This window comes from Corynebacterium sp. HMSC27B11, from assembly GCF_001815985.1.
Lineage (GTDB): Bacteria > Actinomycetota > Actinomycetes > Mycobacteriales > Mycobacteriaceae > Corynebacterium.
In genome coordinates this window covers 17,318-30,009 of the sequence record NZ_KV823549.1, presented here as the reverse complement: position 1 = coordinate 30,009, position 12,692 = coordinate 17,318, and the positions used below count along the sequence as shown (strand labels likewise).

Annotated in this window: 12 protein-coding genes; 4 read left to right on the top strand and 8 right to left on the bottom strand. The window is 64.6% G+C overall.

Annotated elements, in window-relative coordinates; all coding sequences use genetic code 11:
• Positions 1-17: 17 nt before the first annotated feature.
• Positions 18-1,334 (top strand): DUF4192 domain-containing protein, encoded by a 1,317-nt coding sequence (locus HMPREF3097_RS02615; RefSeq protein WP_256374184.1) that lies wholly within the window; start codon positions 18-20, stop codon positions 1,332-1,334.
• Here HMPREF3097_RS02615 and galE read toward each other — a convergent pair.
• The 6 genes from galE to HMPREF3097_RS02585 all read right to left on the bottom strand — a co-directional run bounded on the left by galE (position 1,331) and on the right by HMPREF3097_RS02585 (position 7,219).
• Complete coding sequence (gene galE / locus HMPREF3097_RS02610; RefSeq protein WP_210398515.1) at positions 1,331-2,347, bottom strand: UDP-glucose 4-epimerase GalE; 1,017 nt, start codon at positions 2,345-2,347, stop codon at positions 1,331-1,333. The two genes, HMPREF3097_RS02615 and galE, sit on opposite strands and share 4 nt — an antisense overlap.
• 62 nt (positions 2,348-2,409) lie before the next feature.
• Positions 2,410-3,129 (bottom strand): iron-dependent transcriptional repressor DtxR, encoded by a 720-nt coding sequence (locus tag HMPREF3097_RS02605; RefSeq protein WP_070760723.1) that lies wholly within the window; start codon positions 3,127-3,129, stop codon positions 2,410-2,412.
• A 91-nt stretch (positions 3,130-3,220) separates the two neighbouring features.
• On the bottom strand, positions 3,221-4,243 hold the full coding sequence (locus HMPREF3097_RS02600) for a sigma-70 family RNA polymerase sigma factor (protein ID WP_070759003.1): 1,023 nt from the start codon (positions 4,241-4,243) through the stop codon (positions 3,221-3,223).
• A gap of 172 nt (positions 4,244-4,415) precedes the next feature.
• Entirely contained in the window at positions 4,416-4,883 is a 468-nt protein-coding gene (gene dtd / locus HMPREF3097_RS02595; protein WP_070759002.1) for a D-aminoacyl-tRNA deacylase, read from the bottom strand.
• Between the two features lie 10 nt (positions 4,884-4,893).
• Positions 4,894-6,624, bottom strand: coding sequence for a DUF7782 domain-containing protein (locus tag HMPREF3097_RS02590; RefSeq protein WP_070760721.1), 1,731 nt, complete (start codon positions 6,622-6,624; stop codon positions 4,894-4,896).
• 124 nt (positions 6,625-6,748) lie between these two features.
• A complete protein-coding gene (locus HMPREF3097_RS02585) occupies positions 6,749-7,219 on the bottom strand; it encodes a DUF3099 domain-containing protein (RefSeq protein WP_070760719.1) in 471 nt (156 codons plus the stop codon).
• Positions 7,220-7,279: 60 nt separating this feature from the next.
• Between HMPREF3097_RS02585 and HMPREF3097_RS02580 the strand changes: the two genes are divergently transcribed.
• The 3 genes from HMPREF3097_RS02580 to HMPREF3097_RS02570 all read left to right on the top strand — a co-directional run bounded on the left by HMPREF3097_RS02580 (position 7,280) and on the right by HMPREF3097_RS02570 (position 9,709).
• Positions 7,280-7,522, top strand: a complete 243-nt coding sequence (locus HMPREF3097_RS02580) for a DUF3039 domain-containing protein (protein WP_070760717.1) — start codon at positions 7,280-7,282, stop codon at positions 7,520-7,522.
• A 12-nt stretch (positions 7,523-7,534) separates the two neighbouring features.
• Positions 7,535-9,271, top strand: coding sequence for a DEAD/DEAH box helicase (locus tag HMPREF3097_RS02575; protein WP_070760714.1), 1,737 nt, complete (start codon positions 7,535-7,537; stop codon positions 9,269-9,271).
• A gap of 78 nt (positions 9,272-9,349) precedes the next feature.
• Positions 9,350-9,709, top strand: a complete 360-nt coding sequence (locus HMPREF3097_RS02570; RefSeq protein WP_246818088.1) for a DUF308 domain-containing protein — start codon at positions 9,350-9,352, stop codon at positions 9,707-9,709.
• Positions 9,710-9,796: 87 nt separating this feature from the next.
• On the opposite strand, the gene HMPREF3097_RS02565 is transcribed toward HMPREF3097_RS02570, so the two are convergent.
• Entirely contained in the window at positions 9,797-11,425 is a 1,629-nt protein-coding gene (locus tag HMPREF3097_RS02565) for an RNA polymerase sigma factor (protein WP_070758998.1), read from the bottom strand.
• Positions 11,426-11,779: 354 nt separating this feature from the next.
• Positions 11,780-12,685, bottom strand: a complete 906-nt coding sequence (locus HMPREF3097_RS02560) for an ROK family protein (protein WP_070760712.1) — start codon at positions 12,683-12,685, stop codon at positions 11,780-11,782.
• Positions 12,686-12,692 lie beyond the last annotated feature (7 nt).

Here is a 12,692-nt window from a genome sequence, read left to right as displayed (position 1 = left end):
TCGAGCACACTTTGCTCATGAGATCACACGATTCACGTCATTCCAACCACAACGACCATCGCAATATTCCCCACGAGACAACCGCCGCGCAGGCCCCACCATCCGACAACAGGCTACGGGGCTGCCAAGGGCACAGCACAGCACCAGCTGGGCATCGCAGCATCTCCCTGGGAGCCGACCCCGGGGCTCTGCTCGCAGGCCTACCAGCCATGCTCGGTTTCACACCGCAGGACTCCTTGGTGCTCATCGGACTCCAACCGGTCAGCAAGGACGGGCCACCTCGAGGCAGCAACCCGGGTGACCGCGCCACCACACACGCCACCGTCACCTTTCAGGTAGGCCCCGTCGTGAGAGCCGACCTGGACGGCGATAGCACCGTGGAGGCCCTCGACACCTTCTGTGCCGCACTGGGGGCTCCCATCTCGGACACCGTGCCGACGGATCAATGCCCGCAGGCGATCATCCTCGTTATCGGTGGCACCCCGGCCCGCGCCGTCGACGTATTCACTGACACACGCACCCAACTCGCCCTGGCCGGAATCCCCGTGCACACCAGCCACTGGGCTCAGGAGATCGCAGACCACCAAGAGTGGGCGACATACGACCTCCACACACAACTATGGGTGGACGAGGGGACCATCCCGGTACAAAGCGCCAACCCAGTAGCTCTCCACGCGGGGGTGACCAATGCCTTGAACTTCGCAGCTCGCGAGGACATGGAATGCTGGCTGGACCAGCAGGACCCACCCCTGGCAGGGCAGGCGGAACCGCAGTGTCTGGACACCGCCCTCCACCAACTATTGGCAAAAACAGAAGAGATACTCGACGGGTTCACCACGGTGGAGGATGCAATGGCAGACCTGGCGCTGCTGACCGCGATCGCCCGGCTCTGCGGCGAGCCCCGCAGCCAGGCCTTTCTCATCACCACATCAATCGGCATGCCCTCGCCCGTCATCCGCTCACTGCTCGCGGCAACTGCGCGCCACACAGCCGGCGACGTGAGAAGCAATGTGCTTTACGTGCTCACCCAGGTACTCGTCGGGAATGGGGAAGGAGTGGTCGCATTTCACACCGCGCGCCGGGCAGTCTCCGAGGCGACCAGCGCCATGGGATGGAAGGATAACCAGGTGCTCGTCATAGCCCTGAAAACCGGCCTCGCGCTCCAGATCGTCAAGGATAAGGTCGCAATCGCCACAGGGGTCCTGAACGGGAAGAACCCGCGCGAACACGTCCCGGCCGACACGCGCGAGGCCTTCATGCGGGTGCTGGACTGGGATGCCCTTGAACACCTACGTCACCTGGACACCGAGGGAGGTGAGCTCGCGAAACCCTAGGGACGGGGAGCGGAGTGGGCCGCATCTCCCAGGGCGGAGGTAAACCGCCACGCGTCCGACACCACCGTCTTCAGGTCCGAGAGTTGCGGCTCCCAGCCCAGCTCAGCGATAGCCTTCGCACTCGAGGCGATGAGCACTGCTGGGTCTCCGGCGCGTCGTGGGGCCTCGATCGCCGGAATGTCGGCCCCGGTGACCTCCCGGCAGGTGTCGATGACCTCCCGGACGCTGAACCCGTCACCGCTACCAAGGTTGAAGATCCGGTGCTCGCCGGCCACGTTGGACGTCGCAGCGAGCACGTGGGCATCCGCGAGGTCCTTGATGTGGATGTAGTCGCGCACTGCTGTGCCGTCCTTGGTGGGCCAATCGGAGCCGAAGATGCTGATCGACTCGCGGTGGCCCAGAGCGACCTGCAGGACGATCGGGATCAGGTGGGTCTCCACCTCACGGTTCTCACCGAACTGCTGATAGGCGCCCGCGACGTTGAAGTAGCGCAGGCTCGTCGCTGCCAGTCCGTAAGCCTTGGCGTAGGAGGAGAGCATGTAGTCGATCGTCAGCTTCGAGGCACCGTAGGGGTTCGTCGGGGCCGTGGGCATATCCTCCGTGATAGGCACCTGCTCCGGTTCGCCGTAGCAGGCAGCGGTGGAGGAGAAGACGATGTTCTTCACTCCTGTTTCGCGCATCGCGTCCAGCAGCGTGAGGGTTGTGAGAACATTGTGGTGCCAGTAGGCATCCGGCTGCTCCACGGATTCGCCCACGAGCGAGCGCGCGGCGAAGTGGAAGACGGCAGCGAAATCGCCATCCGCCAAAACCTCGCTGGCCACATCCGCAATGTCGCCTTCCACGAAGTTGGCTTTGGGGTGGATCGCGGAGCGATTGCCGGTGCTCAAGTTATCCACGACGGTGACGTGGAACCCGTTTTCAACGAGGACGGCGGTGCATACGCTACCCACGTAGCCCGCACCACCGGTGACGAGGACGTTGCTGCCAGGTTCAATTGCGTTGTGTTCAGTCACTGTGGGGGCTTTCTTCAATCGAGGAATGCGAGGTCTGGCGGGGTCAGGAGGCGTCGAGGCGGTTAAGCGTTCGACACGTTGCGTACGCGGACCGCGTGCGCCAGCTCGCTGGGGATGACGACCTCAGCGGATTCGCCACGCAGAATGAGGTGATCCTCAGTCGGGATGACGGAGACGGCGACACCTGGGAGAATGCCCGCCTCGCGCAGCCGCTTCATCAACGAGCCCTCGACCTGCACGATCTCGTTAAAGCTGGTGACCACGGCCTCGTGTTCCTCGCCGGTGGCCAGGTCGGCGGCGCGGACCGAATTCGGGTCTTCCGCCACGGCCGTCTGGGAGATATCCGTGCCGTCCGCCGCCTGTTCGGTCAGGAAATTCAGCCCCGGGATGGGGTTGCCGAAGGGGGAGGTGTCGTGCTCGTCGAGAACCTCAACGAGGCGCTGCTCGACCTCGTCACTCATGACGTGCTCCCAGCGGCAGGCCTCGTCGTGAACCTTGTCCCACGGCAGGCCGATCACGTCGGTCAGCAGGCGTTCGGCAAGGCGGTGCTTGCGCATCACGGCGGTCGCGAGTGCTCGACCCTCGTCGGAGAGCTTCAGGGAACGGTCCTTCTCAACGGAGAGCAGACCATCGCGCTCCATGCGGGCCACCGTCTGGCTCACCGTGGGGCCGGACTGCTCAAGCCGCTCAGCGATCCGGGCGCGCAGCGGCGGGATGCCCTCTTCCTCGAGCTCGTAAATCGTCCGGAGATACATCTCCGTGGTGTCTACTAGGTCACGCACCCTACTCGCCCTTTCTCACCTTTCGAGCTGATGGAAGCCTCGAAAAAATCAATGCCTCAACCATACATCCCCGGTCTTGGGGAGTGGCGCACTATACGGCGTATTCGCGGAGCTTGTCCGCGCGCTGGCCCTCCCGCAGCTTAGCCATGACCTCGCGCTCGATCTGGCGCACCCGCTCACGGGAGAGGCCGAACTGACGGCCGATCTGGTCCAACGTGCGGGGCAGGCCATCATCGAGGCCATAGCGCAGGGTGATGACATCCTGCTCTCGCTGCTCCAACGTGGCCAGCACGGAGCGGATGTCGGAGTGGCGCAGGCTGGCGACGACTGCAGCCTCGGCGTCCTCTGCCTCGGAGTCCTCGATGAAGTCGCCCAACGGGGCTTCCTCGTCGGTGCCGACGGGCATGTCGAGGCTCACCGGGTCGCGGGACTGCTTCATCAGCATCTCGATCCGGTCCTCCGGGATCCCCGACTCCTCAGCCAGCTCCTCGTACGTCGCCTCACGGCCCAGGTGCTGGTACATCTCGCGCTTGATGCGGGAAAGCTTATTGACCTGCTCCACCAGGTGCACCGGCAGGCGAATAGTGCGCGACTGGTCCGCCATGCCGCGGGTGATCGCCTGGCGGATCCACCAGGTGGCGTAAGTGGAGAACTTGAAGCCCTTCTTGTAATCGAACTTCTCCATCGCGCGGATGAGCCCCAGGTTGCCCTCCTGGATCAGGTCCAGCAGTGGCATGCCACGGCCCGTGTAGCGCTTGGCCAACGAGACCACGAGGCGCAGATTAGCCTCAAGCAGGTGAGTACGTGCGGCCTTGCCTTCGCGTGCCAGGATCTTCACATCGCGCTTCTTCGCACGAGTCAACGGCTCGCCGCTCTTGAGCAGCTGCTCCGCATACAGCCCGGCCTCAATACGCTGGGAGAGTTCAACCTCGTCCTCAGCAGTCAGCAGGGCAGTCTTACCAATGCCGTTCAGGTAGACGCGGACGAGGTCGGCCGAAGGGTTCTCGTTATTGCCTCGGCGCCGACGGCGGTCAGTATTCTGCTCCGGCTGCGAGGCATCATCCTTGGCGGACGTCGCGCGGGCGGAATCACTGCCGCTGGTGGACTTGCTCATGCAGTTAGGTCTCCTCTTGAGCTCACGATGGGCATCCGACGGGGCGCTATTTTTGAGGCGCTAATACAACCAACGGCCAGAACCCGGATTTTGTTCCCAGACCCAGACCAACCGTCGGGGTGGAGAACGCCACACCCCACAAACGGGGCTAGCTACCCCAAGTATCGCCGACCTAACACTCGACCAACACGGTATAAGGTCCCTCGTTGACCGAGCTGACCTGCATATCAGCCCCGAACTCGCCAGTTTCAACGTGGATCCCACGGTCCCGAAGCCCCTGGACGATGCTCTCAATCACCGGTTCCGCAGCAGGACCCGGCATCGCCTCTGACCAGCTGGGACGCCGCCCCCGCTTCGTCTTGCCCATCAAGGTGAACTGGCTGACCACCAGCACGGAACCGCCTACCTCCTCAACCGACAGATCCCGTTGGCCGCCCCACGGCTCACCCGAGGCGGGGAACAACCGCAGCTCGGCGATCTTGCGCACCATCGTCTCCCAGGCGTCAGCGTCGTCGTCCTTGCCGCTGCCGATGAGGGCAAGCAACGCCGGACCGGAGACCTCACCGACCCGACGGACCTCACCGGATTCATCCCGGACGTCGACGCTGGCCTGACTCACCGTGCTGATAACTGCCTTCATGATCCTCCACTTACCTTTCTGCCCAGTCGACCAGACCGCTCGGCAATACGATGCCGTGGCGCACGAGGTCGACGATGATCCCCAGCATCCTCTCCGCCAGGACTTCCTCATAATCTTCGCCTGCAGCAACCGGGTCCTCGCCTTCGGCAGGCCCGGTCACAGCCGCATAGAGACCCAGCACATCCTCCAGGGCCAAGCCCTCCGGATTCAGGCCCGCGAGAATCGACTCCACCGCGGCATCGATCTCATGCGTCCACGCCGGACCGTCTGTCCTGGCCAGGCGCAGACACAGCTCCCGGAACCCCTGCCCGGCCTCCGCATCGGCCTGCCGGACCAACTCGGTGGCCACCCCCGGGCGCACGGCAAAACGCTCGCCCAGGACATCCTCGGCGGAGACATCGGCCAGCCACTGACTACGGATGAACCACTCCGCCACCTCAGCACCCAGCGGGGTACCCGGCACCATGGTGTCGGGCAACTGCTCCACAGTGACCTCAGTGGGCCCATCAATCGCACGCAGGTGGGCGAAACCCAAGGCAATATGGCTGACCCCGTTCTCAGCCAGGTAGTGAAGCCACTGCCCAGCCTTCCGCCGGCCCGCCGGGGAGCGTGGGTCAATACCTTCGTCGCTCAGCCACGTCGTCACGTAGGTCTCCGGGTCCACGTATTCCCGCACGAGGCCGTAGGCACGCACCCCCTCCGCCGGCAGCCAACGCCCCATCTTCGACGCCACGGAATCCTCGGGGGACACCGCCCAAGAACACAGAATATGCGCCGTGCCGCCGGGGGAGAGATGCTCAGGAGCGTGGGAGACCACGAGCTCGGTCGCGCGGTCCAAGCCCAGCCCAGAATCGCGGTAAACATGCCCGACCTCCGGGGGCTGGACCACAAAAGGCGGATTCGACACGATGAGGTCGAAGCGCTCACCCGCCACGGGCTCGAACCAGGAACCCTCTCGCCACTCGATGGCGCTCGCGGGGGCTGCCTCAGCCGTGGAGAACTCGCCTCGTGCCTGACCCAGCTGAGCGCCATTGACCGCGGCGAAGTCCAATGCTCGGCCACTAATATCCGTCCCCACCACCTGCGCCTCGGGGTAGGCCAACTGCAAGGCCAGGCTCAGCGCCCCACCACCGCAACCCAGGTCCAGGATCCGCCGCGGGGAGGGTAGCCACGGATTGTCCGCCGGCGGGATGACCCGAAGCAACGACCGCGGAGCGTTACCCAGGCCCGGTACGTGATCGTCCGCGGTGGGCTCCTGCGGCCACAGGCCAGCGTCCGGATCCGACGCGAGCAGGAATTCTCCGCCCAGGCCTGATGCATCGCCATCCGCATCACCGAACAGGTGAGGGAAAGAGTACGGGCGGATATCCACCCGCAACTGCAGCTCATCCGCACTGCCGGGCAGGGAGGTGATCAGGCGAGCGTCGATGGCACGCCGGGTGAGGTCTGTGCCGATGGCTTCCTGCCACGTCGCAAGGGCAGCTGGTTCCCGTAAGACGAAGAGCTCCACCAGTTGGGCTGTGTTTGTGGCGTCTGGGGAATCGCCCCGGCCAGGGGTGCGGACCGCGCGCAGCGCTCCGGCAGGATTGGCGAGGTTGAGGGCGCGGAGACCGGGCTCGCCGAGGACGTCCTCGAGCAGGGTGGTGCTGAGTCCGCGTTCACGGGCAACGGCGAGCAGGCCACCGAGAGCCTCGCGGGCGGGCTGGGAGGTGAGCTGCATGCTGGAAGGGTGGGTTGTCACTGCGGGGTGTGCCTTCTTGTCTCGGTCGTGGTTGGGAAACGGGCTCTGCGTGCCGCCGGTACAGCATTGGTCTCTTCAAGGGCGCTGGGGCAGTCGCAAGCTGTACGCCCAGGTGATGGCCGGGCTAGTCCTCGGACTCGTGGTCGATGACGGGGTGGCGGTCGGTGGAGTCCACCTCGTTGGGCTCCAGCTGTCGCTGTGGGCTCGTTGCTTGGGAGAGCTGGGAATTGGCCATCGCCGCCCGGTTGGCCCGCACGAGGCCAGGCTTATAGACCTTTTCCGACTCCTTCGTGGCTTCCCCGGACTCGTTGGCGAGCATGACCGCAACCCAGGGCAGCGGAACACTGATGAACGCCACGATCGCACCCACAATGATGTTATTGGTGACCCACAGCAGGATCACGGCCAGGACAAGCACCGGGATGCGTGCAATCTGTAGCCCCAAATAGAGCCGACGCCGGTGGTGCCAGTCCTCCAGCTGCGACTTCCTCGCGTCGGTGATCCGATCGACCCGCTTGCCAGGGCGGCGGAAACGGCGCGCCCCGGTGGCTGAACTGCCCCGGGCGCGACCGGCACGTTTCTCTGCTGCTGACATACCGTCTACGGTAGTACGAGAGTCAACTGTGGGAAGCCCTCAGGGGCAAGATGGAGGATTGTGAGCGCCACGAGCACCAGCACGCTGGAACGTCCGAAGGTCGATGAGCAGGAGCAGACCCAGGACGACACCCCAAAGTTTTTCCACTACGTCAAGAAAGACCAGATCGTGGAGTCAGCGGTCATGGGCCGGTTGGTGGTTGCACTGTGCGGTGAGACCTTCCCGGTGACCAAGCAGGCAAAACCGGGCTCCCCGGTGTGCCCAGAGTGCGAGGAAATTTACCAGAGCCTGCGTAAGAAGTAGGTCCGATACAAGGTGAAAAGAACCCTCCGTGCCTGGCAGCAGGAGGCCCTGGACCTCTACCAGGAGCAGCAGCCACGGGACTTCCTTGCGGTCGCAACCCCGGGTGCCGGTAAGACCACCTTCGCCCTGACGCTGGCGTCGATGTTGCTGGAGAAACGCGTTGTCCAGCGACTCGTCATCGTGGTTCCCACCGAGCACCTGAAGGTCCAGTGGGCGCTCTCCGCCGCTGCCATGGGGATTGCTCTCGACGCTGAGTTTTCCAACTCTTCGCCGTTCAACAACGCCTTCGACGGCGTGGCCGTGACCTATGCCCAGGTTGGTATGAAGCCCACCAAGCACTATCAGGTAGCCACCGCCCAAAAGACCCTGGTGATCCTCGACGAGATCCACCACGCAGGTGACGCGAAGAGCTGGGGAGACGGCGTTCGCTTGGCCTATGCCCACGCTGAGCGCCGACTGGCGCTGACCGGTACCCCGTTCCGCTCCGACGATGCACAAATCCCTTTCGTGGACTACATCGAGGTGCCGGGCGCAGACGGCGCGCTGGAATCGCGTGCGGACTATACCTACGGCTACTCGGAGGCCCTGCGCGACGGCGTGGTTCGGCCGGTGGTCTTCATGGCCTACTCCGGCCACGCCCGGTGGCGTTCCAGCGCGGGCGAGGAGTTCGAGGCTCGGCTGGGTGAGACCCTCACCCCGGAGCAGACCGCCCGTGCGTGGCGGACGGCGCTGGACCCGAAGGGGGAGTGGATCCCCGCGGTCTTAAAGGCTGCTCATACCCGCCTGCTGCAGCTGCGCACCCACATCCCGGACGCCGGCGGTCTCGTCATCGCGACCGACAAGACGACCGCCCGCGCCTACGCCAAGATCCTGTCGACGATCAGCAGCACCCCGGTCACCGTCGTCCTTTCCGACGAGGTCGGTGCCTCCGACCGCATTAAGGAATTCTCCGCCAGCCAGGACGAATGGATGGTCGCGGTGCGCATGGTTTCGGAGGGCGTGGACGTGCCCCGCCTGGCGGTGGGTGTTTATGCCACGAGCGCTGCGACGCCGCTGTTCTTCGCCCAGGCGATCGGTCGTTTCGTCCGTTCCCGCCGTAAGGGCGAGTCCGCCAGCGTGTTCCTGCCCAGCGTGCCGGTGCTGTTGGACCTGGCGTCCAAGCTGGAAAAGCAGCGCAACCACGTGCTGGGCGCGCCGAAGAAGGACGAGGAAGGCTGGGATGATGAGCTGCTGGCCCAGGCTAATCGCGAGGAGAACGAGCCGGACGAGCTGACGACCTACGAGTCCATCGGCGCGGAGGCCGAGCTGGATTCCTTGATTTACGACGGCTCGACCTACGGCACGACCACCCTGGCCGGTTCCGCGGAGGAACAGGATTACCTTGGTCTTCCAGGCCTGTTGGATGCGGAGCAGATGCGCACCCTGTTGAAGCAGCGCCAGGCCGACCAGGTCGAGGCACGCGCCCGCGAAGCTGAGGAGCGCAAGCGTCGGGAGGCCGAAGAGCGTCGCAACGGCGGGGCTGCCGGTGGGATGAGCGGTGCAGAGGCGCACCGTCGCCGCGTGGCCAGCGAGGAGCTGCCGGCCCTGCGCAAGGAGCTCAACGCGCTGGTGAACATGACCGCGGCACGAACCGGTAGACCACAGGGGGCGATCCACAACGAGGCGCGCCGCAACTGCGGTGGCCCTCCGACGGCGTTGTGCACTGCTGAGCAGCTGCGAGACCGCATCGCCTACCTGCGCGACTGGTAGGCTGTGCCCTCATGCCGGGTACACCGCAGCCCGGGAAGGGCTATTAGATAAATTCCGAGAAAGGATCGTTGAGGCGAGATGGCGAAGAAGAATCCAGCTGGTGGCCAGCCGGCCGTACCGGCCCGCGCACCCCAGGTAGCCAGCCGGATGTCGCTGGCCGCACTGATCCTGGGTGTGCTTGCCCTCCCGGCTGGCCTGCTCCCGCTGATCGGCATTTTCGTGGCGATGATTGCGCTGGTCGTGGCGATCGTTGCCCTCATCCGCGCGAACCGCCACGGCACGGCGCGAACCTACCCCATCGCAGGCCTCGTGCTCGCGATCCTCGCGATGGGTCTTGCGCTGATCACCACGAAGGTGGCCACCGAGTTTCCGGAACAGTGCCAGGGGCTCAGCGACGAGGAGCTGACCCAGTGCGTCAAGGAGCACCGCGAAAACTAGGGGACAGATAGAGATAAAAACAACCGCCGGGTTTCCCGGCGGTTGTTTTCTTTTCCGGCCCCGCTAATGGCGGGCTCGGCGTGTGGGTTAGTCCAGATAGTCCCGCAGAACCTGGGAGCGGGATGGGTGGCGCAGTTTGGACATCGTCTTCGACTCGATCTGTCGGATGCGCTCGCGGGTCACGCCGTAAACCTGGCCGATCTCGTCCAGGGTGCGCGGCATGCCGTCGGTCAGGCCGAAGCGGAGCTTCACCACGCCGGCCTCACGCTCGGACAGGGTGTGAAGGACGTCCTGCAGCTGATCCTGCAGCAGCGTGAAGGAGACCGCGTCTACCGCGATGACCGCCTCGGAGTCCTCGATGAAGTCTCCCAGCTGGGAATCGCCCTCGTCGCCGATGGTCTGGTCCAGGGAGATTGGCTCGCGCGCGTACTGCTGGATCTCCAGCACCTTGTCGACCGTGATGTCCATTTCGCGGGCGAGTTCCTCTGGGGTGGGCTCGCGACCAAGGTCCTGCAGCAGCTCGCGCTGAATGCGGCCGAGTTTGTTGATGACCTCCACCATGTGAACCGGGATGCGGATCGTGCGCGCCTGGTCAGCCATCGCGCGGGTGATCGCCTGGCGGATCCACCAGGTGGCGTAGGTGGAGAACTTATAGCCCTTGGAGTAGTCGAACTTCTCCACCGCGCGGATCAGGCCCAGGTTGCCCTCCTGGATCAGATCCAGGAAGGCCATGCCACGGCCGGTGTAGCGCTTGGCCAGGGAGACCACGAGGCGCAGGTTCGCCTCCAGCAGGTGGTTCTTCGCCTTGCGGCCGTCGCGGTCGATCTCGCGCAGGTCGCGACGGTTCATGGGGGAGAGGCGCTCGCCGGACTCCTTGATCTGCTTGAGCCGGTAGTTCGCGTACAGGCCAGCCTCGATGCGCTTGGCCAGCGAGACCTCCTGCTCTGCGTTCAGCAGCGCGACCTTACCGATTTGCTTCAGGTAGGCTCGGACGGAGTCTGCCGAGGCGGTCAGGGCTGCGTCGCGGCGGGCCTGGCGCAGGGCGGCGGACTCGTCCTCGTCCCACACGCTGTCGTCGCGACCGTCCTTCGAGGTCGAGGACTCCTCTTCGTCGTCGTCCTCGTCTTCTTCCTCGTCGTCGGCGTCGTCCTCATCCTCGAGGTCGTCGTCCAGGTCTTCGTCGAGGTCCTCATCCAGGTCCTCGTCGATGTCCTCCAGATCCGGTTCGACGTCGTGGTCGAACTCGTCGTCGACGTCCTCCGGATCCTCGCTGGCGGTGACCTCGGCGTCCTTACTCTTCGCCTCGATCTGCTCCTGCTTCTTCGCAGCAGCCGTCGCCTTGGTCGCCTTCCGTGCGGTCTTCTTGGCTGTCTTCTTCGCCGTCTTTTTAGCGGTCTTCTTGGCAGCCTTCTTGGCGGTCTTTTTCGCCGCCTTCTTCGCGACCTTGCGGGTAGTCTTCTTGGCCGCCTTCTTTGCGGTCTTCTTCGCGACCTTCTTCGGCTCTTCGGCTGCATCCTCCGACGGAGACGCCGCCGTGTCTGCGGTGGCAGCTGCAGCCGTGGTCTTCTTCGCGGCGGTGGCGCTCGTTACCTTACGGGCCGTGCGCTTGACCGCCTTACGGGCCGTCTTCTTGGCGACTTTCCGTGCAGCAGTGCCAGACGTCCCGCTTGCGTCCTGGACGCTATCACCGCTGGTGGTCGAGTCTTGAGAAGCCACAGAAGCCCTTTCGGTCGGGGATTGTTGCAACGTACGGGTGCGACCGCCGGGAAGAGCCGACGAGCGCGCTGTACGTTTAGGAAGGTCACCCGCTTGGGGGTTTTCCTACCAGTCGCTATCCAAACTACGTTTGCTCGCCGTTTCCTGGTGGATAGCGACCAGGAAACGACGCATTCAGTTCTACTCGCCAGCATACGTTCACCAACGAGTTCGTGTCGGTGGCGTACAACCGACCCGGTTCACCGGACGGCATTTTACTGGGGGAGCAGTTTCTCTGAGCAGCTGAAAGGCTGCCTCTGGCGCTCAAGCGCCCAACGGCCGACCATTATAGCCAAGCTTTATTACTCATGCCGTCTAGGGGCGTAGGTCCCAGGCAGCGGCGAGCCCTGCTCCGATGACCCCGGCGCTGTTGAAGTGGCGAGCGATGCTCACCCGGACCGAAGACTCCTCGAGGTTAAGCATCGGCAGCCACCGTTCTGCCTCGGCGGAAATTCCGCCACCGAGGATCAGCTCCTGGGGGCGCAGCAGTGCGACATAGGTATTGAGTACTGTGCTCAACCGGGCCGCCCACTCGGGGAACGTGAGGTTTTGGCGTGCCTTCACCGCGGCCGAGGCCCAATGCTCCGCAGCACTGGGGGAGCCGTCGTCGGTCAACACGGTCAGGTGACCCAGCTCGGTATTGGGGTACAGCCTCGCGCCGCGGAAGAGAGCAGAGCCGATCCCAGTGCCCAAGGTTAGGAAAAGCCGGCTGTATTCCGGGTCGGCCGTCTCGTCGGCGCTAAACGGGCCGCATTCAGAGATCCCAGCAGCGTCGGCGTCGTTGAGGAAGAACCACTCCACCTGGAGGGAGGAAGACCCCGATGTGCCACCCGATAACGCCTGTCGCAGGGCGTCGTCGAAAAGCGCAGCGGGACGGGTGCCGACCCACGACGGTGCGATATTCGCTGCGGTGCGTGCCTCCTGGTTGGTGACCACGCTGGGAATGGCGACGCCGATCCGCAGCGCACGGAACCCGCCTGGGCTAGCAGGCGTGGTGAGCTCCGCGCCCACCTCCTGGGTGAGTACCTGCGTTGCGAGAGCTGCGGCGGCGCCAGCAACCCTCTCGGGCGTGGCCGGTTGGGGTGTAGGGGCGGTGAATCTTTCCCCGACGAGGCAGTGGGAGCGGGTGTCGACGAAGCCTGCTTTGATCGCGGACCCACCGACGTCGATTCCCACGGTGATTCCGGCCCATTCGGCGCTACTAGCCTGCTCGGTGCTCATGGGTCTG

Coding starts and splice junctions, on each gene's coding strand:
- dtd (WP_070759002.1), bottom strand. CDS start 4,883: ATGAAGGCAGTTATCAGCACGGTGAGTCAGGCCAGCGTCGACGTCCGG.
- HMPREF3097_RS02615 (WP_256374184.1), top strand. CDS start 18: ATGAGATCACACGATTCACGTCATTCCAACCACAACGACCATCGCAAT.
- HMPREF3097_RS02585 (WP_070760719.1), bottom strand. CDS start 7,219: ATGTCAGCAGCAGAGAAACGTGCCGGTCGCGCCCGGGGCAGTTCAGCC.
- HMPREF3097_RS02570 (WP_246818088.1), top strand. CDS start 9,350: ATGGCGAAGAAGAATCCAGCTGGTGGCCAGCCGGCCGTACCGGCCCGC.
- HMPREF3097_RS02600 (WP_070759003.1), bottom strand. CDS start 4,243: ATGAGCAAGTCCACCAGCGGCAGTGATTCCGCCCGCGCGACGTCCGCC.
- HMPREF3097_RS02560 (WP_070760712.1), bottom strand. CDS start 12,685: ATGAGCACCGAGCAGGCTAGTAGCGCCGAATGGGCCGGAATCACCGTG.